Annotated in this window: 21 protein-coding genes and 1 riboswitch; of the genes, 5 read left to right on the forward strand and 16 right to left on the reverse strand. The window is 74.3% G+C overall.

What is annotated here, in order from left to right; all coding sequences use genetic code 11:
- Positions 1-106: 106 nt before the first annotated feature.
- From ACZ4M8_RS01285 to ACZ4M8_RS01295, 3 genes are read right to left on the reverse strand one after another with little or no spacing between them, the layout of a single operon-like run.
- Positions 107-808, reverse strand: a complete 702-nt coding sequence (locus ACZ4M8_RS01285; protein WP_467602325.1) for a response regulator — start codon at positions 806-808, stop codon at positions 107-109.
- Positions 805-2,079 (reverse strand): MacS family sensor histidine kinase, encoded by a 1,275-nt coding sequence (macS, locus tag ACZ4M8_RS01290; RefSeq protein WP_467602327.1) that lies wholly within the window; start codon positions 2,077-2,079, stop codon positions 805-807. The genes ACZ4M8_RS01285 and macS overlap by 4 nt, the downstream gene beginning before the upstream one ends.
- A gap of 30 nt (positions 2,080-2,109) precedes the next feature.
- Positions 2,110-2,886 carry a lysophospholipid acyltransferase family protein gene (locus tag ACZ4M8_RS01295; protein ID WP_467602328.1) on the reverse strand — a complete coding sequence of 259 codons (777 nt, stop codon included), beginning with the start codon at positions 2,884-2,886 and terminating at the stop codon, positions 2,110-2,112.
- Between the two features lie 181 nt (positions 2,887-3,067).
- On the opposite strand from ACZ4M8_RS01295, the gene ACZ4M8_RS01300 reads away from it, so the two are divergent.
- Together ACZ4M8_RS01300 and ACZ4M8_RS01305 are read left to right on the forward strand one after the other, a co-directional pair.
- Positions 3,068-3,865: an alpha/beta hydrolase gene (locus ACZ4M8_RS01300; RefSeq protein ID WP_467602330.1), complete on the forward strand. Its 798-nt coding sequence runs from the start codon at positions 3,068-3,070 to the stop codon at positions 3,863-3,865.
- Positions 3,852-4,565: a hypothetical protein gene (locus ACZ4M8_RS01305; protein ID WP_467602332.1), complete on the forward strand. Its 714-nt coding sequence runs from the start codon at positions 3,852-3,854 to the stop codon at positions 4,563-4,565. Before ACZ4M8_RS01300 ends, ACZ4M8_RS01305 begins: the two co-directional genes overlap by 14 nt.
- Positions 4,566-4,727: 162 nt before the next feature.
- Here ACZ4M8_RS01305 and ACZ4M8_RS01310 read toward each other — a convergent pair whose 3' ends face one another.
- The 6 genes from ACZ4M8_RS01310 to ACZ4M8_RS01335 all read right to left on the reverse strand — a co-directional run bounded on the left by ACZ4M8_RS01310 (position 4,728) and on the right by ACZ4M8_RS01335 (position 9,802).
- Entirely contained in the window at positions 4,728-5,489 is a 762-nt protein-coding gene (locus tag ACZ4M8_RS01310; protein ID WP_467602334.1) for an endonuclease/exonuclease/phosphatase family protein, read from the reverse strand.
- Between the two features lie 70 nt (positions 5,490-5,559).
- Positions 5,560-6,501 (reverse strand): ROK family glucokinase, encoded by a 942-nt coding sequence (locus ACZ4M8_RS01315; protein WP_467602336.1) that lies wholly within the window; start codon positions 6,499-6,501, stop codon positions 5,560-5,562.
- Positions 6,502-6,621: 120 nt separating this feature from the next.
- The gene (locus tag ACZ4M8_RS01320) at positions 6,622-7,089 is read right to left on the reverse strand and encodes a DUF5304 domain-containing protein (RefSeq protein ID WP_467602338.1); all 468 of its coding nucleotides are present in this window, start codon (positions 7,087-7,089) and stop codon (positions 6,622-6,624) included.
- A gap of 104 nt (positions 7,090-7,193) precedes the next feature.
- Positions 7,194-8,393 (reverse strand): ArsA family ATPase, encoded by a 1,200-nt coding sequence (locus tag ACZ4M8_RS01325; protein WP_467602340.1) that lies wholly within the window; start codon positions 8,391-8,393, stop codon positions 7,194-7,196.
- Between the two features lie 2 nt (positions 8,394-8,395).
- Positions 8,396-8,869, reverse strand: a complete 474-nt coding sequence (locus tag ACZ4M8_RS01330) for an SRPBCC family protein (protein WP_467602342.1) — start codon at positions 8,867-8,869, stop codon at positions 8,396-8,398.
- Positions 8,870-9,025: 156 nt separating this feature from the next.
- Complete coding sequence (locus ACZ4M8_RS01335; protein WP_467602344.1) at positions 9,026-9,802, reverse strand: metallophosphoesterase family protein; 777 nt, start codon at positions 9,800-9,802, stop codon at positions 9,026-9,028.
- 290 nt (positions 9,803-10,092) lie between these two features.
- On the opposite strand from ACZ4M8_RS01335, the gene ACZ4M8_RS01340 reads away from it, so the two are divergent.
- On the forward strand, positions 10,093-11,889 hold the full coding sequence (locus ACZ4M8_RS01340; RefSeq protein WP_467602346.1) for an AMP-dependent synthetase/ligase: 1,797 nt from the start codon (positions 10,093-10,095) through the stop codon (positions 11,887-11,889).
- Positions 11,890-12,133: 244 nt separating this feature from the next.
- Here the strand turns inward: ACZ4M8_RS01340 and ACZ4M8_RS01345 are convergent, their stop codons facing one another.
- From ACZ4M8_RS01345 to ACZ4M8_RS01365, 5 genes are all read right to left on the reverse strand, one after another.
- Entirely contained in the window at positions 12,134-13,276 is a 1,143-nt protein-coding gene (locus tag ACZ4M8_RS01345; protein ID WP_467602348.1) for a glycosyltransferase family 4 protein, read from the reverse strand.
- Between the two features lie 360 nt (positions 13,277-13,636).
- Positions 13,637-15,178, reverse strand: a complete 1,542-nt coding sequence (locus tag ACZ4M8_RS01350) for a hypothetical protein (RefSeq protein ID WP_467602350.1) — start codon at positions 15,176-15,178, stop codon at positions 13,637-13,639.
- A gap of 148 nt (positions 15,179-15,326) precedes the next feature.
- On the reverse strand, positions 15,327-16,343 hold the full coding sequence (locus ACZ4M8_RS01355; RefSeq protein ID WP_467602352.1) for a C40 family peptidase: 1,017 nt from the start codon (positions 16,341-16,343) through the stop codon (positions 15,327-15,329).
- A gap of 307 nt (positions 16,344-16,650) precedes the next feature.
- Entirely contained in the window at positions 16,651-18,021 is a 1,371-nt protein-coding gene (locus ACZ4M8_RS01360) for an NYN domain-containing protein (RefSeq protein ID WP_467602354.1), read from the reverse strand.
- 19 nt (positions 18,022-18,040) lie between these two features.
- Positions 18,041-18,280: a hypothetical protein gene (locus ACZ4M8_RS01365; RefSeq protein ID WP_399092185.1), complete on the reverse strand. Its 240-nt coding sequence runs from the start codon at positions 18,278-18,280 to the stop codon at positions 18,041-18,043.
- A 286-nt stretch (positions 18,281-18,566) separates the two neighbouring features.
- On the opposite strand from ACZ4M8_RS01365, the gene ACZ4M8_RS01370 reads away from it, so the two are divergent.
- Both ACZ4M8_RS01370 and ACZ4M8_RS01375 read left to right on the forward strand, forming a co-directional pair.
- The gene (locus tag ACZ4M8_RS01370; protein ID WP_467602356.1) at positions 18,567-19,247 is read left to right on the forward strand and encodes a rhomboid family intramembrane serine protease; all 681 of its coding nucleotides are present in this window, start codon (positions 18,567-18,569) and stop codon (positions 19,245-19,247) included.
- Positions 19,244-19,525, forward strand: coding sequence for an Lrp/AsnC family transcriptional regulator (locus ACZ4M8_RS01375; RefSeq protein WP_467602358.1), 282 nt, complete (start codon positions 19,244-19,246; stop codon positions 19,523-19,525). The genes ACZ4M8_RS01370 and ACZ4M8_RS01375 overlap by 4 nt, the downstream gene beginning before the upstream one ends.
- Positions 19,526-20,488: 963 nt before the next feature.
- On the opposite strand, the gene ACZ4M8_RS01380 is transcribed toward ACZ4M8_RS01375, so the two are convergent.
- Both ACZ4M8_RS01380 and trpD read right to left on the reverse strand, forming a co-directional pair.
- Positions 20,489-21,862: an aminotransferase class V-fold PLP-dependent enzyme gene (locus tag ACZ4M8_RS01380; protein WP_467602360.1), complete on the reverse strand. Its 1,374-nt coding sequence runs from the start codon at positions 21,860-21,862 to the stop codon at positions 20,489-20,491.
- 205 nt (positions 21,863-22,067) lie between these two features.
- Positions 22,068-22,185: riboswitch (SAM riboswitch) on the reverse strand.
- 165 nt (positions 22,186-22,350) lie between these two features.
- Positions 22,351-23,415 (reverse strand): anthranilate phosphoribosyltransferase, encoded by a 1,065-nt coding sequence (gene trpD, locus ACZ4M8_RS01385; RefSeq protein ID WP_467602362.1) that lies wholly within the window; start codon positions 23,413-23,415, stop codon positions 22,351-22,353.
- Positions 23,416-23,452 lie beyond the last annotated feature (37 nt).

A 23,452-nucleotide genomic window follows, 5' to 3' on the forward strand; every position in this document is an offset into this window, starting at 1 on the left:
GCGCGGCCGACTCCCGCGCGCCGGGGGCGAGTTGGCGCCCGACGATCACCCGTACGGGCGGGGGCGCGGCGCGGGGGTGACGCGGCCCGGCCGGCCGCGTCCCCGCTCAGGCGTCGTCGAGCCCGCGCTCGATCGCGTACCGGACCAGTTCGACCCGGTTGTGGAGCTGGAGTTTGCCGAGGGTGTTCTGGACGTGGTTCTGCACCGTGCGGTGCGAGATGACCAGCCGCTCGGCGATCTGCTTGTACGACAGGCCCTTGGCGACCAGCCGCAGCACCTCGGTCTCCCGGTCGGTCAGGCTCGGGGCGCCGGGCTCGTCCGGCGTCGTGGGCGCCGGCTCCGTCGCGAGCCGCCGGTACTCGCCGAGCACCAGCCCGGCCAGCCCCGGTGTGAAGACCGGCTCCCCGGCGGCGGTGCGGCGGACCGCGTCCAGCAGCTCCTCGGTGCTCGCCGACTTCAGCAGATAGCCGGTCGCGCCGGACTTCACCGCCTCCAGCACATCGGCGTGCTCCCCGCTGGCCGACAGGACCAGGACCCGCACCCCGGGGTGCGAGCCGACGACCTCCTTGCAGACCTGCGCGCCGGGCAGTCCGGGCAGGTTGAGGTCGAGGACGAGGACCTGCGGGACGACGGCGCGGGCCCGGCGGACCGCCTGCGGCCCGTCGCCCGCGGTGGCCACCACCTCGCAGCCGGCGGCGGCCAGGTCCCGGGCGACGGCGTCCCGCCACATCGGGTGGTCGTCGACCACCATCACCTGGATACCGCCGCCACCGGCGCCCGCCGGGTCCGGTCCGTCCCTGTCACTCATGCGCGCGCCCCTCCGCCGCGTCGGCCCTCGGGCGGTGCGCCCTTGGGAACGGTCAACTCCACTTCGGTGCCCTGTCCGGGGACCGACAGCCATGCGGCGGTGCCGCCCAGATCCCGCAGCCGCCCGCGGATCGACAGCGCGACCCCGAGCCGGCCCTCCCGCTCGGCGTCGTCGAGCCGCCCCTCGGGAATGCCCGGCCCGTCGTCCCGGACCGTGACGACGACCGCCTCCGGCTCGTCCTCCAGCAGCACCCACGCCCGCGCGCCGTCCCCGGCATGCACCCGCACGTTGTCCAGCGCCGCGCCGACCGCGGCGGCCAGCTCCCCCGCGGCGTGCGCCGGAAGCTCCACGGCCGAGCCGGGCTCGGAGAACGTCACCCCGCTCCCGGCGTACGGGGCGAGCAGCGCCCGGACGTCGCACGGGCCGTCCGCCGCGTCATCGGGCGGCCCGGCGGCCACCGGCGGCGCCGTCGCCCCGCCGCCCGTACGGGGCGACGGGACCAGCCCGCCGGCCACCAGCGTCCGCAGCGCGACCTCCTGCTCCCCGGCCATCCGGCCCAGCTCCGCCGCCTCCCCGCCGATCGCGGCGCCGCGCCGCTGCACCATCGCGAGGACCTGCAGGACGCTGTCGTGGATGTCGCGGGCCAGCCGCTCCCGCTCCCGGGTCGCCGCCTCGATCTGCAGCGCGCGGGCGAGCGTGCGCTCACTGTCGCGGGCCACCTCGACGACGTAGCCGATCGCCACGCTCGCCACCCAGACCAGGACGACGTTGTGGATGGTGTTCCCGGCCAGCTCCTCGCGTTCGACGAGGTTGGCGACGGCCACCGCGCTGGACGCGGCCATCGCCCACCGCCAGCCGCCCTTGATCGCGAAGCCGAGGACCGAGCCCGCGGTGCAGATCGACGGCAGGGTGGCCGCGCCGCCCATGATCCGCTCATGGGACTCGACGACCATGGTCAGCAGGATGCCGCCCACCGCGAAAGCGATGTCGCACAGCAGGAAGCGGCGGGTGCAGCGCTCCGCCGACGTGGTGTGGCGCCAGGTGCACGCGGTCCAGAGCGCGAGCGCCGCCATGTAGCCGACCGCGCCCAGCGGATGGACGTACTCGTCGTACTGCGAGGCGACCAGGCAGCACGTGTAGATCAGCGTCAGGACGCGGTAGCCGGTGAGCGCCCGCCACAGCGGCAGCTCCACGGACATCCGCAGCCCCGGCCGCGGTGCGGCCGGCGTCGTCCGCCCGCCCGCCTGTGTCTCTGTGTCGGTCTCCGTCATTCCCGGCCCCCACCCCTCGCCGGGGCGCGTCTACGCCCCGGACCTGCCCGGTCCGTCCGTGCCGCGGCTCTTGCCCTTGCCGGACGCCTCGGCCTTCTTCGCCTCGGCCTCGGCCTTCTTCTTCGCGTCGGCGATCTGCCGCTTGGCGGCCGTCGCGTAGATGTCGACGTACTCCTGGCCGGAGAGCTTCATGATCTCGTACATCACCTCGTCGGTGACCGAGCGCAGGATGAAGCGGTCGCCCTCCATGCCCTGGTAGCGCGTGAAGTCCAGCGGTTTGCCGATGCGGATACCGGGGCGGATCATCTTCGGCACGACCTTGCCGGGCGGCTGCACCTTCTCGGTGTCGATCATCGCGACGGGGATGACCGGCGCCCCGGTGGCCAGCGCCACCCGGGCCAGACCGCCGGGCTTGCCGCGGTAGAGGCGGCCGTCGGGCGAGCGGGTGCCCTCGGGGTAGATGCCGAACAGCTCACCGCGCTCCAGCACCTCGATGCCGCTCTTGATGGCCGCCTCACCCGCGCCGCGCGCGCCCGAGCGGTCGACGGGCAGCTGGCCGACGCCCTTGAAGAACGCGGCGGTCAGCTTCCCCTTCACGCCGGGCGAGGTGAAGTACTCGGCCTTCGCGATGAAGGTGACCTTGCGGTCGAGGACCGCGGGCAGGAAGAAGGAGTCCGAGAAGGACAGGTGGTTGCTCGCGAGGATCGCCGGACCCTCGGCGGGAACGTTCTCGATGCCTTCCACCCAGGGACGGAACGCCAGCTTGAGCGAACCGCCGAGGGAGAACTTCATTGCGCCGTAGATCAACCGACTGCCTCCTGTGTGTGACGCAAAGACCTTAACCCGGCCCGGGGCCCGCCTCGTCGCCTCCGGGCCGCCGCCCGGGGCCGGGCGGCCCCCGCGTCACGGAATCGCCCTTACCCCACCGGCGTCACTCCGCGTACGCTGCAGGTGACGAGCGAGATTCCCCATCGATCGGAGTTCCCCGGTGCCGCTCCTTCCCGGAGCCGAACCGTTCCGCCGTGACGGCGGAGAGGTCGGCGTCCTCGTGTGTCACGGCTTCACCGGCTCCCCGCAGTCCGTACGCCCCTGGGCGGAGTACCTCGCCGACCGCGGGGCCACCGTCACGCTGCCGCTGCTGCCCGGTCACGGCACCCGCTGGCAGGACATGGCGGTCACCACGTGGCAGGACTGGTACGCGGAGGTCGACCGCGAGCTGCGGTCGCTGACGGAGCGGTGCGCGAAGGTCTTCGTCTGCGGGCTTTCGATGGGCGGCGCGCTGGCGCTGCGGCTCGCCGCCCGGCACGGCGACGCGGTCGACGGCGTCGTGGTCGTCAACCCGGCCAACAAGGTGCACGACGCGGCGGCGCCGCTGCTGCCCGTGCTGCGCCACCTCGTCCCGACGACGAAGGGGCTGGTCAGCGACATCGCCAAGCCCGGTGCCGAAGAGATCGGCTACGACCGCGTGCCGCTGCACGCCGCGCACTCCGTGCGGCGGTTCTTCCGGCTGGTGGACGGCGAACTCCCGCAGGTCACCCAGCCGTTGCTGGTGATGACCAGTCCGCAGGACCATGTCGTGCGGCCGGCCGACTCGGAGCGGATCCTGGCCCGGGTGTCGTCGACGGACGTGACGCAGCGGCTGCTGGAGCGCAGCTACCACGTCGCCACCCTCGACCACGACGCGGAGCGGATCTTCCGCGACACCGCCGCCTTCATCGGGCGGCTGGCCCCGGGCGCGCTGACCGACCCGGCGGACGAGGGGACGGCGGCCCGTGGCGGAGCGTAGCCCCCGCGATCCCCAGGATCCGCTGGACGAAGAGGCCGCCTGGGCCCAGATCGTCGCGGGTTACGGCGAGGAACCGGCGTGGGACGACGCCCGCCGGGAGATGCGCGGCGAGAGCACCGGCGACGCACGGCCCGGCGACGGCACGAAGACCGGTACCCCGGCCACGCCCGACGCCGAGCGGCCCGGAGCCGGGCGGTCCGGAAGCGAGCGGCCCGAGGCCGGGCGGTCCGCGGCCGAACGCTCCGGCGCCGAGCGGTCCGGCCCCGCGGCCCCGGCGTCCCCGGACGAGGACGGCGGGCCCGAGGACACCGCGGACCCCGGACCGAAGCCGCCCGGCCCCGCGGCGCCCCGCTCCCCCGGCAGCTTCGTGGTGTACGCGCCGGGCGTCGGACCGCGTGACTGGAACGCCGCCGAGCCGTCCGACGACGACCTCGACGCCTCCGACGAGGGCCACTTCGTCCCGCCCGAGCCGCCGCCGCTCCCGCAGGCCGACGTCACGACCAGGTTCGCCTGGATCGCGGTGCTCGGCGGCCCGCTGCTGCTGATCTTGATGGTGCTGCTCCAGCAGCCGGTGACCTGGTGGATCACGGTGCTGGGCATCGGCGGTTTCCTCGGCGGCTTCGCGACGCTGGTGGCCCGGATGAAGAGCGACGACGAGGACGACGACGGGCCCGCGCCCGGCAGCGGCGCGGTGGTCTGACCGCTACGGCGGCGCCACCGGAGACCCACGGCGGCGCGGCGCCCAGGAGCCGGTTCCCGCCCGCGGGGCGGCGCCCGCGCCCCGGCGGCGGCGCGGTGGTGGCCCGCAGCCTCACGGCCCCGGAGCCGGGGCCCGCTCCCCGGCGGCGCCGCGCCCCGGCCGCTACCGCGCCGCCACCGGGATCCGCAGCGCCGCCAGCACCGGCAGATGGTCGGTGGCCGCCGTCAGATCCGCCGCCCGCACCCCGGGCAGCGGGTGCGGGACGCCGCAGCCCAGCACCTCGACGCCGCCGGTGGTGAAGAGCGCGTCGATGCGCTGGTGCGGTGCGCACGGCGTCGAGGTGAACTCACCGCCCCAGGGACGCGCCGCCCACGCGTCGGTCAGCTCCCCGGCCAGCCGCCGGAAACTCCGGCCGTCCGGGCGGTCGTTGAGGTCCCCGCCGGCCACCGCGTACGGCACGTCCAGCGCGGCCAGCTCCGTCAGCAGCCGCCCGGCCTGTGCGTACCGCTCCTCGGCGGCGAGGCTGAGATGGCAGCTGAGGACACCGAAGCGGGCCCGGCCGACGCGGACGACGGCGGTGGCGAAGCCGCGCCGGTGCAGACCCGGGGTGCGGGGCAGCAGGATGTCGGCGGTGCGCTCGACGTGGACGCGGAGCGTGGCGAGGATCATCGGGCCGGTGGTGGGGGCGCCGCCGGTGACGTACGTCAGGCCGCTCGCGCGGGCCAGCCGTTCGGCCGCCTTACGCCAGCGGAAGAACCGCGGCGCCTCCTGGATCAGGACGAGGTCGGGCGCACAGCCGCGGATCACCCGGGCCAGCGCCGCCTCGTCGTCGCGCAGCGAGCGGACGTTGTAGCTGAGCACCCGCACGACGGCCGAACCGTCCGGTGCGGTACCCGGTTCCGGAAGCGTGGACGGCTCGGTCATGGCGGCTCCTTGCGCGGCGGGACCCGGAAAGGACGGCGCCCGCCGCGTCCGGGACGCGGCGGGCGGCGGATCAGCCCTGGCGGGCGAGGTCGGCGGCGCCGACCAGCCCCGCCCTGCCGCCGAGTTGGGCGGCGAGGACCTGGGCGTGCGGCCGCCACTGACTGCCGACCAGCCAGCGGCGGAACGACTTGCGGATCGGGTCGAGGACCAGCTCGCCCTCGTCCGAGACACCACCGCCGACGATGAAGGCGGACGGGTCGAAGAGCGAGGCGAGGTCGGCCAGGCCCGCACCGGCCCAGCGGGCCAGCTCGCGGAAGGAGTCGACGGCGACCGGGTCACCGCGGCGGGCCGCCTCGCTGACGTGCCGCCCCTCGATGCCCTCGGGGGTGCCGTCGCCCAGGCCCAGCAGGACCGTGGCGTCCTGAGGGGTGGCGACGGCGCGCTGGCGGGCGTAGCGCAGCAGAGCGCGGCCGGAGGCGTACTGCTCCCAGCAGCCCTGGCTGCCGCAGCCGCACAGCAGACCGTCCGGGACGACCCGGATGTGGCCGAACTCGGCGGCGACGCCGAAGCGGCCGCGGCGCAGCTTGTTGCCGATGATGATGCCGCCGCCCAGGCCCGTGCCGAGGGTGATGCAGATGACGTCGCTGTGACCGGCGCCGGCGCCGAAGCGGTACTCGCCCCAGGCGGCGGCGTTGGCGTCGTTCTCGACCACGACGGGCAGGCCGACGCGCTGTTCGACCTTGTCCTTGAGCGGTTCGTGCCGCCAGTCGATGTTCGGTGCGAACAGGACGGTGGCGCGCTTGTCGTCGACGTAACCGGCCGCGCCGATACCGACGGCCTCCACGCGGTGGGCGTCGCCGACGGAGCGGACCGCGTCGGCGATGGCGTCGGTCAGCGCGTCGGCGGTCTGCGGGGTCGGCACCGTGCAGATGTCGAGGATCGAGCCCTCTTCGTCGACCACACCGGCCGCGATCTTCGTACCGCCGATGTCGACGCCGATGGTGAGTCCCATATGTCCCTCAGTTGTCTCTCGAACCCCGCCGTGATCCACCGTACCGGAGCGGGGAGAGGGGCAGGGCGACGTCCGGGGGAGCGGTGGCCGCGCGGGGCCGGGGCCCGCTCCCCGGGGGCGTCAGTCGAGGTCGATGCGCTCGGTGCCCGCCGGGCCGTCGTCGCGGGGGTCCTCGGGGCGTCCGGCGGCCCGCGGCCGGTCGCCGGTCTCCTTGCGGGTCCAGCGGGCCTCGCCGCCCTCGACGGCGGAGCGGTAGGCGGCCAGCAGCTCGGAACCGGCGGCGGCGAGGTGGTCGAAGACGTCCGGGTGACGCTCCACGACCGGCTCGACGGCGGCCTTGGCCTGGCGGAGCAGACCGCTGACGGCGGTGGACGCGGCCGCGCCGCCGAGCGCGCCGGGCAGCTGGATACCGGCGAGCTTGTCGGTCACCGCGTCGGCGAGCTTGCGCAGTTCGTCGGCGGCGCTGCCCGGCGGGACGCCCCGCTCGGCCCGGCGGCGGGCCCTCTCCGCGGCGAGATCCTCGGCGCAGGCCGTCTCCCAGGCGTCGGCGTCGGGCGCGGCGGCCGGGCGGTCGGTGGCATCACTCATGACGGGCTCCGTGGGCTCCTGCGGCGGATGGCCGCGGCGCGCCGGTGCGCCCGGCGGCCGGGACGGGACTCACCTTCGACGGTACCCGAACGGGGGTGGCCGGATCAGCCGTCCTCCGGCCACAGCGCCGGGTCCGGGGTGAAGCGGATCCGGAGCACGCCCTCGCGCAGTCCGGCGCCGGTGACGGTGCAGCGGCGCAGCGCCGAGGGCAGGGTCCGTATCCGGCGGTGACGGCCGACGGTGACGACGATCTCGTCGCCGCGGCGTACCAGCCCCAGCCCCTCGCGGGCGGCGCCGGGCAGCGGCACCCGCCACATCAGCAGCCCCTCGTCGGCGAGCCGGTCCTCGACGGTCCAGGGGTCGGCGGCGCGGGTGGCGGTCTCCGCGGTGGCGCCGACGCGGGCGGCGTCCGGGCCGAGGAGTCCGGCGAGGTCGTCGAGGCCGCGCGGATCGCGGCCGAGGTGGGCGACCTCGTGGACAGGAGCGTCCGTCACCTCCTCGCGCAACTCCTTCAGCGCGTCCTGCTGGGCGCCGGAGAGCGCGGCGAGGAACGGGTCGGCGGAGCCGGTCGGCAGCAGCCGGTTGACGAGGACGGCGTCGGTGCGGCGGCCGTGCAGGGCGAGTCCGGCGCGGGCGGCGCGCAGCGCTCCGGCGGCGACGGGACCGGCGTCGGTGACGAGCCGGACGGTGGTGCCGGGCGCGTCGATCACGGCCTGGACGGCGGCGAGTTCGCTCTCCCAGCGCTCGGCGGCCTCGTACAGCTTCTGGGCGGGCATCGGGACGCCGGCGAGTTGGGCGAGGACCGGGCGCAGGGCGCGGGCGGCCTGGCGTTCGGCGGGCAGCAGCCGGCGCAGGTAGCGGCGGACCTGGGCGGGGAGGGCGAGGAGGTGGATCGTTTCGTCGGCGGGCGGGGCGTCGACGACGACGGTGTCCCAGGTGCCGGCGGTGTGGGCGGCGCGCAGGGCGTGCAGCAGCGCGAAGGCGGCGGCGCCGGGGAGTTCGGTGAGTTCGTCGGCGTCGAGCGGGGTGGCGCCGAGCAGGTCGAGGGCGGCGCCCGCGCGCTCCTGGAAGGCGAGGAACTCGGTGCGGAAGCGGGCGCCGGGGTCGATGCCGCGGGCGTGCAGTCCGGGGGCGATCTCGGCGGGCGTGGTGGTCAGCGCGGTGCCCAGGACGGTCTGCGGGGCGTCGGACCGGCCGGTGAGCAGCAGGGTCCGCGCGCCCTGCCGGGCCGCGGCCAGCGCGGTGGCCGCGGCGAGCGTGGAGCGGCCGGCGCCGCCCGCGCCCGTGACGAGGACGGTCCGCACGGTCAGTGGGCCCCGGCCGCGTCGGCGGTGCCCTGCGGGCCGGCCTCGACGCGCTTCTTCAGGCCGTCGAGCGCGCGGTCGATGATGACCTTCTCGGCCTTGCGCTTGATCATGCCGAGCATCGGGATCTTGACGTCGACGGTGAGCTGGTAGGTCACCTCGGTGGCCTTGCCACCGTCCGCCGGGGCGAGGCGGTAGGAGCCGTCGAGGGAGCGCAGCATCTGGGACTTCACCAGCGACCAGCTGACCTCGTCGTCGCCGGTCCAGGTGTAGGCGAGGGTGTGGTCGTCCTTGATCGCACCGGCGTCGAGGAGCAGCCGGACCTGGGCGGCGCGGCCCCGGTCGTCCTTGGCCAGCACCTCGGCCTCCTTGACCTCGCCGGTCCACTGCGGGTAGCGCTCGAAGTCGGCGATCACTCCCATCACCTCGGCGAGGGGCGCCGCGATCGTGATGCTAGAGCTGGTGTGTTCGGCCATCGCCGTGACTCCTCCATGCCGGTTGCGCCGGTACGGCCCGGCCCCCCGGCTCGCGTCGAACCCGCTGTCCTGGTGCTGCTGAAGGCTACCGCGCGGCGCGGCGCCGCCGGACACCAGCGGGCCCGGTGGGGCGGGCGGCGCGCGGGGCGGGCCGGCTCACCACTCCAGGACGTAGGGCCGGCCGGTCGCGCGGAAGTGGCCGACGTTGACGCACTCGGTGGCGCCGATCCGCATCCGGCGGGCGAGCGGCTGGTGGACGTGGCCGAAGAGGGAGTAGCGCGGGCGGGTGCGGCGGATGGCGTCGAGGAGGGCGGCGCTGCCGCGCTCGAAGCGGCGGGCGACGGTGTCGTAGCAGAGTTCGGGGACCTCGGGCGGGATGTGGGTGCAGAGCACGTCGACCTCGCCGACCGCCTCGATCTTGGCGGCGTACTCCTCGTGGTCGATCTCGTACGGCGTGCGCATCGGGGAGGGCAGGCCGCCGCCGACGAAGCCGAAGACGCGGCCGCCGATCTCGACGCGGGCGCCGTCGAGGACGGTGGTGCCCTCGCGGGCGTACTCGGGCCACAGCCGCGGGATGTCGACGTTGCCGAAGGTGGCGTAGGTGGGGGTGGGCAGGGCGGCGAAGAGTTCGGCGTACTGCTCGCGGACGGCGGTCTCGATGACGGATTCGCGGGACGCGCCGGTGGCGTCCAGCTCGCCCCAGAGGCGGCGGCCGAAGGCGCGGGCCTCGTCGAAGCGGCGGGCGGTGCGCAGGTCGATGAGGCGGCGGGCGTTGCCGGCGCCGAAGAGGGCGGGGAAGATGCCGCGCGCGTGATCGGCGTAGTCGAGGAAGAGCACGAGGTCGCCGAGGCAGATGAGGGCGTCGGCGCCCTCCCCGGCGCGGGCGAGGTCCCGGCTGTTGCCGTGTACGTCACTGACCACGTGCAGTCGCATGTCAGCAGCCTAGGACGCGGTGCCCGCCGGACGGGAGGGGGCCACCCCGCCGGTTACTTTCCGGTCACCGAAACGCTGGTCTAGTCTGCGCGGACGGCCTGCCTCGCAGGTGGGGCCGTAAGTCCCACGGCGCACCCTTGACATGTGACGCATCGAACATCTGGCCGTGACCTCTACCCCAAAGCAATACCGGTGGGTAACGTCCGGGCAGTCCAGTCCCCTGCCAGTCATGGACCGAACCGGTGCAGCACACAGCGTCGTGGCACCGGCGCCAATGAGGAGCAGCAGTCTTGCGCGAGTTCAGCCTTCCGGCCCTGTACGAGGTCCCAGCAGACGGCAATCTGACGGATCTCATCCGCCGCAACGCCGCGCAGCACCCGGATGTGGCGGTCGTGGGCCGGAAGGTCGGCGGCGTGTGGCAGGACGTCACGGCCACCGCGTTCCTGGCCGAGGTCCGCGCCGTCGCCAAAGGGCTGATGGCCTCCGGTATCCAGCCCGGCGACCGGATCGGCCTGATGTCGCGCACCCGCTACGAGTGGACGCTGCTGGACTTCGCCATCTGGAGCGCCGGGGCGATCACCGTGCCGGTGTACGAGACCAGCTCCGCCGAGCAGATCCAGTGGATCCTCGGCGACTCCGGCGCGGTGGCCTGCCTGGTGGAGACGCCCGCGCACGAGGCGGCCGTCACCTCCGTACGCGACCGGCTGCCGGCGCTGGCGAACATCTGGCAGATCGAGCGGGACGCCGTCGCCCGGCTGTCGGCCGCGGGCGCCGCACTGACCGACGAGGAGGTGGACGAGCGCTCCGCCCTCGCGGACGCCGACTCGCCCGCCACGATCGTCTACACCTCCGGCACCACCGGCCGCCCCAAGGGCTGTGTGCTCACCCACCGCAGCTTCTTCGCCGAGGTCGGCAACGTCGTCGAACGGCTGCGACCGCTGTTCTCGACCGGTGAGTCGTCCGTCCTGCTCTTCCTGCCGGTCGCACACGTCCTGGGCCGGCTCGTGCAGATCGCGTGCGTGATGGCGCCGATCAAGCTGGGGCACGCGCCGGACATCAAGCACCTCACCGACGACCTCGCCTCGTTCCGGCCGACGCTGATCCTGGGCGTGCCGCGGGTCTTCGAGAAGGTCTACAACGGGGCGCGCGCCCAGGCGCAGGCGGACGGCAAGGGCAAGATCTTCGACCGCGCGGCGGACACCGCCATCGCGTACAGCCGGGCGATGGACACCGCCGCGGGCCCCGGGCTCGGCCTGCGGCTGCGCCACAAGCTCTTCGACAAGCTGGTCTACGGCAAGCTCCGCGCGGTCCTCGGAGGCCGCGCCACGCACGCCATCTCCGGCGGCGCCCCGCTCGGCGAACGCCTCGGCCACTTCTACCGCGGCATCGGCTTCTCCGCCCTGGAGGGGTACGGCCTGACGGAGTCCTGTGCGGCGACCGCGTTCAACCCGTGGGACCGGCAGAAGATCGGCACCGTCGGACAGCCGCTGCCCGGCTCGGTGCTGCGGATCGCCGACGACGGTGAGGTGCTGCTCCACGGCGAGCACCTGTTCACCGAGTACTGGAACAACGAGGCGGCCACCGCCGAGGCGCTCTCCGACGGCTGGTTCCACACCGGCGACCTCGGCACCCTCGACGAGGAGGGCTACCTCACCATCACCGGCCGGAAGAAGGAGATCCTGGTGACGGCGGGCGGCAAGAACGTCGCGCCCGCCGTGATCGAGGACCGTATCCGGGCGCACGCGCTGATCGCGGAGTGCATGGTCGTCGGCGACGGCCGCCCGTTCATCGGGGCGCTGCTCACCCTCGACGAGGAGTTCCTGCCGCGCTGGGCCGCCGAGCACGGCCGCCCCGCGGATTCCACGGCGGTCTCGCTCGCCGGCGACCCGGAGCTGCTGGCCGCCGTGCAGCGCGCCGTGGACGACGGCAACGCCGCGGTCTCGAAGGCCGAGTCGGTCCGTAAGTTCCGCATCCTGCCCACCCAGCTCACCGAGGACTCCGGCCACGTCACGCCGTCCCTGAAGCTCAAGCGCAGCGTGGTGGCGAAGGACTTCGCCGAGGAGATCGAGGCGCTCTACCGGGGCTGACGAGGTCCCGCACGGCGGGTGGACGGGGCGCGGCCGGGGGGCGCGCCCCGTCGCTGTGTCCGGGGCGGCCGGGTGTGCGACGGCGGGGTGTCCCGGGGCCCCTGTCCGGGTGCCCGGCAGGGGAACGGTCGCGTTCCGCTCGGCGCGGGCCGCAGCCGGCCTCGGGGCCGTTCCCCCGGCTCACGGCTTCACGGAAGCGTTCCGGTCCCGGCGCCCTCCCGTCCCGGCCGTACGGCTCGACGTCTCAGAGCAGTTCCCTCAGCTTTTCGGCGAGCAGGTCCCAGCGCCACTTCTCCTCGACCCAGGCACGGCCCCGCTCGCCCATCCGGCGGCGCAGCTCCGGGTCCTCCAGCAGCGCCACGACGCGTTCGGCGGTGGCCTGCGGGGAGCCGCCGGGCACCACCCAGCCGGTCTCGCCGTCCAGCACCGCGTCCGGTGCGCCACCGGAGTCACCGGCCACGACGGGCAGTCCGGTGGCGGACGCCTCCAGGTAGACGATGCCCAGGCCCTCGACGTCGAGGCCACCGCGCCGGGTGCGGCACGGCATCGCGAAGACATCACCCGCGCCGTAGTGGGCCGGCAGCTCCGCCCACGGCACCGCGCCGGTGAACCGTACCGATCCGGCCACGCCGGTGCGCGCCGCCAGCGCCCGCAGCTCCTTCTCGTACGGGCCGCCGCCGACGATCAGCAGGACGGCGTCCGGCACCGCGGCGGTGATCGCGGGCATCGCCTCGATGAGGGTGTCCTGTCCCTTGCGCGGGACGAGCCGGGAGACGCAGACGACGACGGGCCGGTCGGTCAGGCCGAGGCGGGCGCGGATCTCGTCGCCGCCGGAGCCGGGGTGGAAGGTCTTCTCGTCCACGCCGGGCGGGAGCTGGACCATCCGGGCCGCGGCCTCGGGGGTGAGCGCCGCGGCGATCCGGCGGCGGGTGTATTCGCCCAGGTAGGTGAGGGTGTCGGTGCCCTCGCCGATGCGGCGCAGCAGCTGCCGGGCGGCGGGCAGCTGCGCCCAGCCGGCCTCGTGTCCGTGGGTGGTGGCGACGATCCGGCGCGCCCCGGCGGCGCGCAGCGCGGGCGCCATGAGCCCGAGCGGCGCCGCGGCCCCGAACCACACCGACGTACAGCCGTGCTCGCGCAGCAGCGCGGTGGCGCGGCGGGTGACGGCCGGGGTGGGCAGCAGCATCGTCGTACGGTCGCGGACGACCGGGAACTCCTGCTCGGCATCGAAGGCGGCGGTGGCCTCCCGCCCCTCGGCGCCGCGCTTCCAGGTGGAGGCGTAGACGACGACCTGGGTCGGGTCCAGCCGCTGCGCCATGTTGTGCAGGAACGCCTGGATGCCCCCGGGACGTGGCGGGAAGTCGTTGGTGACGATGAGGGTCTTGTGCACGCTGCTCTCTCGGCGTCGGCTCGGCTCGGCGGGCGCGGCCCACCGGCCTCGCCCCCGGCCGACAGTACCGGGTCGAGGCGGAACGGAGCCGGGGGCGGGGCGGGGCCGGGACGACGCGGGCCGGGCCGCCGGGGGCGGAGCCGGGGCGGGCCCGTCGGGACCGGACCGCCCCCGCGCCCGCTGCGGACATCGAGAACGATGGCCTGCGGCTGAGGGCCGGGGCCGCCGTACGGCCGGACGTCGGCCCCGGGGTGCGGCGCCGGGCCCGGACCTTCCGGTGGAGCCGGCGCCCGCCGAGGGGCGTCCCGGGCGGAAGATCCGGCGCGGACGGAAGGCCGGCGCCGCCCCGGCCCCCGCCCCTCAGTGCCCCTTCAGCGCCCCTTTGAGGTAGGCCCGCCACTTCTTCGTGAACTGCTCCATGTCCAGGCCGAGTTGGGAACGGAGTACGGCGTCGAGGCGAGCGTCGCGGACCGCCCGCCGCCGGCCGTCCGCCGCCCCGGGCGCGGGCGCCCCCGGATGCCCGGCGCCCACCCGCTTCCCGGGCGTACCCGTCCCGGCGGGCTCCCCGGAAGCCGCCCCGGACGGCCCGCCGGACGCGTCACCCGCCGATCGCGCACCGTCCGGCGAACCGCCCCCTGCACCACCGGACGGCGTACCGGACGCCGCGCCACCCGACGACACCTTCGGCGACGGCGCCGGAGCCGACGGCGCCCCCGGCCCCCCGTGCCCCTCCCCCGTCGTCACACCGCCCGCCGCCCGGTAGAACGCACGGAGCTTCGCCTCGCCCCAGGTGTCCGCGATCATGCGGCAGGCCAGCCAGCCGGACTCGTACGCCTTCGCCAGCCGGTCGGCGCCACCGGTGAAGCCGAAGTCCGCGTCGGCGGGGAGCTGACGCGGCGGATGCCCGGCGGCGACCGCCCGCGACAGCTCCGGCGCCGCCGCGGACGCCGCGTGCCGCCGCCCCCGGTACGCCACCCAGTCGGCGAACCCCTCCGAGAGCCACAGCGGGGTCTCGCCGGTGGTGGCCGTACGCGTGGCCACATGGGTGATCTCGTGGGTCAGCACCACCGCCCGGCCCAGGTCGTTGAGGTCCGCGTACGCCTCCGGGTTGACGATGACCCGGTCCGCCGGCGCCTTCGCCTGCGCACCCGCCTCACCGGTCGTCACCGCCGCGATGCCGGCGTACGCGGACGGATCGCCGCTGCCCAGCAGTTGGGCCATCCCGGCGACCGAACCGGGCGCCTCGATCACCACCTGCCCGCTCCAGCGGCCCTTCCAGGCGGCGCTGACGGCGGGCACCGCCGCGTCCGCGCGCCGCGCCAGATCCGTCAGCCGGCCCCGGTCCCCGGCCGCCCCCAGCACCAGGGCGTGCCGCCCCCGCACCGCCGCCACCGGCCCCTGATCCCACAACTGGCGGGTACCGGTCCGGCCGGACGCGGCGGCGTCGCCGTCCGACGCGATCCGCCAGCGGCCGTCCGTACGGGTCAGCGTCAGATACTGCACGGAGGTCACCGGCTCGGCGTCGAACCCCTCGATCCGGTAGCGGAGTTCGACCTTGGCGGCCAGCGTCTCGCCGCCCCCTGACGCCAGCGGGAAGGCGTCCGTCGCGACGAGGTCGTAGCGCCAGCCGGTCAGCGGCAGCGCCGCCATCGCGCGGAAGGCACGGCGCTGCCGGTCGCGGTAGCCGGAACGGCCCGGGGCGACGGAGGCGAGGAACGCCGCCTCGTCGTGCTGCCGCACCGCCCGCGCGCGGGCGTCGAGCATCCGCTGCACCTCGGGGAAACGGTCCCGCGGCGGCGGCTGCCGCGCACAGCCGGTCGCGGCGGCGAGCACCGCGGTCAGCAGCACGGCGCACCCCGCGGCCGTGGCCCGGGGCGGTCGCCGTACACCCTGACCTGCCATGCGGCCGATCGTAAGCGGCGGCGTACGGCGGCGAAACCGCTGGGGTCCGGCCGGGCGGCGGCAACGGCACCGCCCCGCCGGCGACCGGGAGGTCACCGACGGGGCGGGAGGTGCGCGGTGCGGACGGCCGGGCGGGTGGCCCGGAGCGTCAGACGCGGACGCCGAACTGGAACGGCATGTTGTTGATCGACTCGTAGCGGACCGCGGCGCCGGGCTTCGGCGCGTGCAGCACGGTGTTGTTGCCCGCGTAGAGACCGATGTGGTGCAGGTCGCCGTAGAAGAGCACCAGGTCGCCCGGCTTCAGCTCGCTCATGCCGATACGGGTACCGGCATTGGCCTGCGCCTGCGAGGTGCGCGGCAGCGACTGGTTGGCCTGCTGGTACGCCCAGGAGGTCAGGCCCGAGCAGTCGAAGGAGGACGGGCCGGTGGCGCCCCACACGTAGGGCGAGCCGATCTTCGTCTGGGCGGCGGCGAGGGCGGCCGCACCGCGCTGCGAGGCGGGGACGTCGTGGCCGAGGTCGACGCGGTCGTTGGAGCGGTTGGCGCGGTTCTCCTTCGCCTCCAGCGCCGCCTTCTCCTTGGCGGTGAGGGTGTTGAGCAGCTCCTGCGCCTTGGCGAGCTTGCCCTGGATCTCGTCCTTCTTCTCGCCGAGCGCCTTACGGGTCTCGGAGAGGTCCTGAATCTTGCGGGCGGCCTCGGCACGCTCCTGCGCGAGGCGGCGCTGCTTGTCCGCGATGACCTTGAGCTGGTCGGCCTGCTTACCGCTCAGCTGGTCGAGGGTGGCGGCCTTCTCCAGGTAGGTGTCCGGGTCGCCCGAGAGGAACAGCTGGACGGAGGGGTCGATGCTGCCGCTGCGGTACTGGCCGGAGGCGACGGCGCCGAGGCCCTTGCGCAGCTCGTTCAGCTCACCCTGGCCGCGGGCCACCTTGTCCTGGAGGTCGGCGACCTCCTTCTGGAGCTTCTGCTGCTGCTCCTTGGCGCCGTTGTACTTCTCGGTCGCCTGCTCCGCCTGCTCGTAGAGCTTGTCGACCTCGGACTTGACGTCCTTCTTCGACGGGGCGGCCTGCGCGGCCTGGGAGGAGAGGGCGACGGCCGCCGCGGCGGTCGCGGTGAGCACGGTCACACGAGTACGGCTCGGCTGCTTGGGTCGACGGTGGGACGCCACGGGGGCGATCTCCTTCTTCCTTCAGCCGCCTACCGGGAAGTGGGGGGGGTGGTGGCCCCGGCTCCGCGCGTACGCCGCGGACTCGGCGGTTCCTTCACTGTTCATCCCGGGTGGATGATCAACTGCATGAAGGTTCGAGGCCCGACCTTAGTAACCGAGTTGTGATCGCTTCAAATCCTCCCGGGTAAAAAACACCCCGACGAGGCCAGGTTTTACCAACATCACACGGGCTGTAGTGGGCACTTGACGGTCAGAGATCAAGGAACGGACAAATCGTCGACCCGTCACCCCTCGGGCACACTCTCCGTCAGACCCGCGCAAGTCGCTTGAGCAACAGGGCCGATGCCACCGGACGCGCCCCGGCCTTCGCCACCCCGTCCGCCACCTCACGGTCGGTGGAGACCACCACCACCGGACGGCCCGGCGGCTCCGCGCGCACCAGCTGCCGGATCAACTCGTCCGCCGTCACACCCGGCTTGCTGAACAGCACCCGCACCCCGCGCGGCGGCGCCAGCAGCACCGGCGCCGCCAGCTCGGCGCCGTCGAAGACACACGTCATCTCCGCGCCGGTCTGCGCGGCGAGCACCGCGAGGCCGCCCAGCAGCCGCAGCCGCTGCTTGTCCAGCGGCATCGTCGGATAACCGGTCTTGGTGACGTTGTAGCCGTCCACCACCAGGTGGGCCTGCGGCAGCGCCAGCAACTGATCGAGCAGGGCCGGATCGGTCTCCGACAGCGCGCGGGCCGCGACATCCTTCGGCGTCATCCGGCCCGGCTCCACCGCCTCGACGGTGTCGGCGGGCCGCACCCCGGCGGGCGGCAACGCCAGCTCCCGGCGCAGCCCCTGCGCCGCGTCCAGGACGGTGTCCAGCAGCAGCCGCACCCGCATGTCCTCGACGCTGCGGCCCTCCCGGGCGGCGCGGCGGCTGGTCTCCAGCGCCGCCTCGCTCTCCCCGATCCGCGCCTTGAGCCGGCGCAGCTCACTGTCGGCCGCCGCCTTCTCGGTCGCCGCCCGGGACCGCTCCGCCTCCAGCGCCGCCTCCGCCTTACGGACCGCCGCCGCCCCGCGCTTGACATCGCTGAGGGCGCTGCGCAGCTTCCGCTGGAGCGCGTCGGTCTCCTTACGGGCGGCGTCCAGCTCGGCGCGTACCCGGTCGGCGTCGGCACGGGCGTCCGCGCGGACCGCCGCCAGTTCCTCACGCAGCCGGGCCAGTTCGCGCTCCGCCTCCTCGCCCGCCCGCTCGGCGCTGGCCCGCTGCGCTTCCTCGCCCGCCGCCGCGACCAGCTTCGACCAGCCGTCGGGGCGCAGCACGTACGCCACCGCCGCCACGTCCAGCGGATCGGCGGCCGCGGGCGGGGTGCCGTGCTCCAGCGCCCCGGCGATCTCCGGCTGCGCCTCGCGGACCTGACCGGCGATGCGCTGGCGGAAGACGGTGTCGCCCGCCAGCGCGGCGGCCATGGCGTTACCCGCGAACTTGGCGCGCCGGGACGGGGTGAAGCGTGCGTACTGCCGCAGCGGCGGCGGGAGTTCCGCCACCGTCAGCGTGCCGAACGCGTCCGCGGTGAGCGCCACGACACGGCGCCGGACGCCCTCGGGCAGCGGGCGGTCGAGGGCCTCCTCGCCCGCGCCGCCGGACGCCGTCCCGTTCGCCCCCGACTCCCCTGCTGGACGCTCCACCACGCTCCACCCGCTCCGATCCTCAGGCGTCCGCGCCCGGACGGTCGACCAGTTCGATCTGGTCGACCGCGTTGCACCAGCGGCAGCGCACGGACTCGATGGCGTCGCTGAGCACCTCGCGCTCCTCGACCTTCGGCTCACCGGCCAGGTCGAGGTGGGTGTACTCCACCACCTTGGACGTACGGGTCACATCGAAACGGGTGAGGTTGCCGCACAGGGTGCAGCGCCACCGGGTCCGGTCCGTCGGCAGAGGAACAGCCATCGTGATCGTCCTTCTTCCTACTCGTGCGGTGCGGATGGTGCGGCCTCACGCGGTGCGCCGTCGAACTGCGGGAAGTACGCAAAGTACCGACCGTAACCCTACGGCCTGACGGCACGGCCGCGCGGGCACCGCCCGGGAGACGGGACGCGGCGAGGCAGTCCGCCCCGATTGCCCCCATTGCGGCATGATCCCCTTCATGACGGCGCCGCCCCTGCCTCCCCCACCGCCCGATTCCCCCCGGCCCCGGTGGCCGCACCTCCCACCGGACGCCCGCCGTACGTACCCCGTGACCACCGTCCTCATCGCCCTCTGCTGCGCCCTCTTCGTCCTCGGCCCCGCCTCCGGCCTCAATCCGCTGTACGGCACCGGCGACGCGGCCCTCGCGGCGCAGACCGCGTACTTCGCGCGCTGGGGCGTCATCCCCCGCGACCTGTGGGCCGGGCACCCGGCCGCCTGGCTCACCCCGCTCACCGCGCTCTTCGTCCACGGCAGCTGGCTGCACCTGCTCGGCAACGCCCTCTTCCTGCACGTCTTCGGCCAGATGACCGAAGCCCGCATGGGCCGCACCGCGTACACCGTCTTCTACGTCGTCACCGGCTACCTGGCACTCGTCGGCTTCGCCGCAGCCCACGCCACGTCCGGCCAGACGCTGGTCGGCGCCTCCGGCTCCATCTCCGGCGTCCTGGGCGCGTTCCTCTACCTCTTTCCGCGCGCCCGCGTCACCAGCCTCTTCCCCTTCCTCTTCTTCCTGCCGCTGCGCTTCCCCGCCTGGGTGGTGCTGCTGTTCTGGTTCGCCCTCCAGTGGCTGGCCGCCCGGCGCGACCCCGCCGGCCCCGGCGTCGCCTACCTCGCCCACGTCGTCGGCTTCGCCCTGGGCTTCCTCTACGCGTGGGCCCGCCACCGGACCGCTACTGTGGGGGTCACCAGGGAGAACACGCCTGCGACCGAGGGAGAGAGCCAGCCGTGATCACGTCGATCGTGCTCATCAAGACCAGCGTGGACCAGATCCCGGAGATCGCCGAACGGATCGCCGCCCTGGAAGGCGTCAGCGAGGTCTACTCCGTCACCGGCGCCCACGACCTCATCGCGATGGTGCGCGTCGCCGCCCACGACGACCTCGCCGAGGTCATCCCCGGCCGCATCAGCAAGGTGCCCGGCGTCGCCTCCACCGAGACGCACATCGCGTTCCGTACGTATTCGCAGCATGATCTGGAGGCGGCGTTCGCGATCGGGCTCGATACCTGACGCCTGGGCGGCGGGCCGTTCCCCTTCCTCCTCGCCTGCGGTGGCCGGTTGCCTGTCTCCTCGCCTGCGGTGGGCCGGTTGCCTGCGGTGGGCGTTGTGGGGCTGTGCCGGTGCCTGGGTCTTTCGGCTTTCCCGCCGTGATGGTTGCGGCTGTGGCGGGCTCTGTCTTTTTTCGTCTTTTCCGCCGTGGTGGTTGAGTGCCGTTGCGCCTGCGGCGGGCGTGGGTTGTCGGGAGCGGGGGCCCTCCTGCGGACTTCGTCCTCCGGAGGGCCCCCTCCCGTGGGTGGGTGGTGAGGGGCCGGTGGGGGTGCGCCGCCGTTGTCGGCTTGCCCGGTCGTTCGGTCTGCTGGGTGCGCCGCCGTTGTCGGTCTGTCCCGTCATTCGGTTCGTCGGGGCGTGCCGCCGTTCCTGTCTTCAGCAGCCAGGTGTCGCGGCTCAGGTGGGCCGGCTCGGCCAGGGTGACTCAGGTGGGCAGGCCGGCTGGGCCACCGGTCTCGCCCCCGCCGGACGCAGGTGTTGAGGCGTGCCCACTCCAGGCGGCACCGTCCCCCACGGCCCCGACCACTGTCTTTCCCCGCCCACCCACGGAAGGGGACGGGCCGCAGGACGGAGTCCGGAGGTCCGGCACCGCAGCCGAAGAGCCTCGCGCAGCGACAACGCCCGCCGCAGGCGCGACGAAGGGAGAGCGGGCGACGGCCCGCAGTACGCGGCGCCCCGCCCGCCGCGCGCGCGACGTCACGGAGAGAGGGCGGCCCGACAACCGCACCACTCGCCACAGTCCGCGCCGCACGGCGAACCCGCACCGTACGAGCAGAAACCGTACGGCCAGAAAAGGCACAGCCGGCCCCGCCGGAAGGTCACGCGCACCAACCGCCCCCGCGCAAGCGGAAAGACCGGGCCCGACCGGGCATTCCTGTCGGAACAGGCCCCGCGCACGTGCCTCCCGCCGGAAGAACCCGCGGCCTAGGCCGCGTACGGCACGCACCGGCCCTCCTCCGTGCGGTAGCTCCACCGGGCGCCGTCCGTGACGAGTTCCTTGACGGCGCGGAGGAAACGGTCGATGTGCTCGTCGGGCGTGCCGGCGCCGAAGCTGACGCGGATCGCGTTGAGGGAGCGCTCGCCGGGGGCCGTGTCGGGGGCGCCGCACTCGCCGGGCTCGTCGGGGGCGCCGCCCAGCAGCGTACGGACCAGCGGGTGGGCGCAGAACAGGCCGTCGCGGACGCCGATGCCGTACTCGGCGGAGAGCGCCGCGGCGAAGTGCGAGCTGTTCCAGCCGTCGACGACGAACGACAGCACGCCGACGCGGGGGGCGTCGTCGCCGAAGAGCGAGAGGATCCGGACGGCGGGGACGTCCGCGAGGCCGGTGCGGACGCGGGCGATCAGTTCCTGCTCGCGGGCGACGAGGGTGTCGAAACCGGCCTCGGTGAGGGCCTGGCAGGCGGACGCGATGGCGTAGGCGCCGATGACGTTGGGCGAACCGGCCTCGTGGCGGGCGGCGGTGGTGTGCCAGGCGACGTCGACGCCGCCGTCGGGGCGCCGTGCGACGGTCCGGCTGGCGCCGCCGCCGGCCAGGTACGGGCCGGCCTCCTGAAGCCAGTCGGCGCGGCCGGCCAGCACACCGGAGCCGAACGGCGCGTACAGCTTGTGGCCGGAGAACGCGGCCCAGTCCACGTCGAGTCCGGCGAGGTCGACGGGGTGGTGCGGCGCCAGCTGCGCGGCGTCCAGCACGATCCGCGCACCGTGGGCGTGCGCCGCGGCGGCCAGTTCCTTGACCGGCCAGAGTTCACCGGTGACGTTGGACGCGCCGGTCACGCAGACCAGCGCCGGGCCGTAGGGGTCGCGGGCGGCGAGGGCCTTCTCCAGGATGTCGACGGCCTGCCGCGGGGTGCGGGGCGCGTCGAGGTAGGTGACCTCGACGCCGTCGCGCCGCTCCCACGGCAGCAGCGAGGCGTGGTGTTCGGTCTCGAAGACGAAGACGCGGGTGCCCGGCGGCAGCGCGGCGGCCAGCAGGTTGAGGGAGTCGGTGGTGGAGCGGGTGAAGATCACCTGGTCGTCGTCGCGGCAGCCGAGGAAGCCGGCGATGGTGGCGCGGGCGTTCTCGAAGAGGTCGGTGGAGAGCTGCGAGAGGTAGCCGGCGCCGCGGTGCACGCTGCCGTAGTACGGGGCGTAGGCGGCCACGTCGTCCCAGACCCGCTGGAGCGCCGGGGCGCTCGCCGCGTAGTCGAGGGCCGCGTAGTCGACCTCGCCGCCGGTGACCAACGGAACCAGGACATCTCGCCCCAGAACGTCCAGCGGGGCACAAACAGGGCGGTCGGTGGCAACGGTGGAGACAGACATGGCGAACTCCCGTGAGAGAAAGGCGAATTCACCGCGCGCGGGCATACGGATATCGCGGAAGGGCGCGGCGGAATCCGGCAGGAAAAGCAGCGGCGGAGCGCTGGAATTACTGAGAAGCGAAAAGCTGGAGAGGGGGCTTTACAGCCCTATCGCATTCGCTGGTTCACGGAAGTTCTCCCTCTGAGGACCAGGATCCCTGGCGAGGGATCCGCGCTTGCCGCAGACCTCGCTGCCTGCGGCCTGGTCATCACCCGGGGCACCCCGCCACGGAAGGAGGGTTGCCGGACAGCGGGCCGGGGCCTGTGTCGCTGTCACTCGTGACCTGCGCAGCATCATGCCATATGCATGGAACGGCGCAAGCCCGGTCCGATTACTGAGATCCATCGGACCGGGCTCAGCCGGAATTCCCCGTAACGGCCGTACGCCGCCCGGACGTTGCCGGCCGCTACGGGAAATCGGCAGCGAACCCCGCAACGGCCGTACGGCGCTCAGGCGTTGCTGGCCGCCGCCCAGCGCTCCAGCGCCCGCTTGGCCGCCCCGGAGTCGATGGACTCCGCGGCCCGCTCCATACCGGCCCGGATCTGCTCGGCCAGCGGCGCCGCGGTCGGCTCCAGCGCGGCGAGCGCCGCCGCGGAGTTCAGCAGCACCGCGTCCCGCACCGGCCCCTTCTCCCCGTCCAGCAGCCGCCGCGCCACCGAAGCGTTGTACGCGGCGTCGGCGCCGCGCAGCGCCTCCACCGGCACCAGCGGGATACCGACGTCCCGCGGGTCGAACGTCTCCTCGCGCACCTCGCCGTCCCGCACGGTCCACACCCGCGACGTCGCGGTCGTCGTCAGCTCGTCCAGACCGTCGTCACCGCGGAAGACCAGCGCGGACGAGCCGCGCTCGGCGAGCACCCCGGCGAGGATCGGCGCCATCCGCGCGTCCGCGACACCGGTCGCCTGGGCCTGGACCCGCGCGGGGTTGGTGAGCGGGCCCAGCACGTTGAAGGTGGTGCGGATGCCCAGTTGGCCGCGGGCGGCGGCGACGTGCCGCAGCGCCGGGTGGAAGGTCACCGCGAAGCAGAACGTGATGCCCGCCTCCTCGGCGACCTCCACCACCCGCCGCGGCGAGAGGTTCAGCCGGACGCCGAGCTGCTCCAGGACGTCGGAGGAGCCGCTCGCCGACGACGCGGCACGGTTGCCGTGCTTGACGACCTTCGCGCCCGTACCGGCCACCACGATCGAGGACATCGTGGAGATGTTGACGGTCTTGGCGCCGTCGCCGCCGGTGCCGACGATGTCCACACCGGGGCCCGGTACGTCGATCAGCCGGGCGTGCGCGTACATCGCGCGGACCAGCCCGGAGATCTCCGCGACGGTCTCGCCCTTGGCGCGCAGCGCCACCGCGAACCCGGCGATCTGCGCGTCGGTGGCCTCGCCCCGCATGATCCGGTCCATCGCCCAGGCGGTGTCGTCGGCGGTGAGGTCCCGGCCGCCGAGGAGGGCGTTCAGCACATCCGGCCAGGTGCGGGCCGCCACGCTGTCGCCGCCTGCCGGGGTCGCAACGTTCATGGTCCACACTCCTGATTCGTGCCTGCGTATGGAGGAA

The organism is Streptomyces sp. NPDC027185 (assembly GCF_055567035.1).

Excerpts from the sequence above, each read along its gene's own strand:
- ACZ4M8_RS01285 (WP_467602325.1), bottom strand. The coding sequence starts at position 808 with ATGAGTGACAGGGACGGACCGGACCCGGCGGGCGCCGGTGGCGGCGGT.
- macS (WP_467602327.1), bottom strand. The coding sequence starts at position 2,079 with ATGACGGAGACCGACACAGAGACACAGGCGGGCGGGCGGACGACGCCG.
- ACZ4M8_RS01310 (WP_467602334.1), bottom strand. The coding sequence starts at position 5,489 with ATGACCGAGCCGTCCACGCTTCCGGAACCGGGTACCGCACCGGACGGT.
- ACZ4M8_RS01315 (WP_467602336.1), bottom strand. The coding sequence starts at position 6,501 with ATGGGACTCACCATCGGCGTCGACATCGGCGGTACGAAGATCGCGGCC.
- ACZ4M8_RS01320 (WP_467602338.1), bottom strand. The coding sequence starts at position 7,089 with ATGAGTGATGCCACCGACCGCCCGGCCGCCGCGCCCGACGCCGACGCC.
- ACZ4M8_RS01330 (WP_467602342.1), bottom strand. The coding sequence starts at position 8,869 with ATGGCCGAACACACCAGCTCTAGCATCACGATCGCGGCGCCCCTCGCC.
- ACZ4M8_RS01335 (WP_467602344.1), bottom strand. The coding sequence starts at position 9,802 with ATGCGACTGCACGTGGTCAGTGACGTACACGGCAACAGCCGGGACCTC.
- ACZ4M8_RS01350 (WP_467602350.1), bottom strand. The coding sequence starts at position 15,178 with ATGGCAGGTCAGGGTGTACGGCGACCGCCCCGGGCCACGGCCGCGGGG.
- ACZ4M8_RS01365 (WP_399092185.1), bottom strand. The coding sequence starts at position 18,280 with ATGGCTGTTCCTCTGCCGACGGACCGGACCCGGTGGCGCTGCACCCTG.
- ACZ4M8_RS01380 (WP_467602360.1), bottom strand. The coding sequence starts at position 21,862 with ATGTCTGTCTCCACCGTTGCCACCGACCGCCCTGTTTGTGCCCCGCTG.
- trpD (WP_467602362.1), bottom strand. The coding sequence starts at position 23,415 with ATGAACGTTGCGACCCCGGCAGGCGGCGACAGCGTGGCGGCCCGCACC.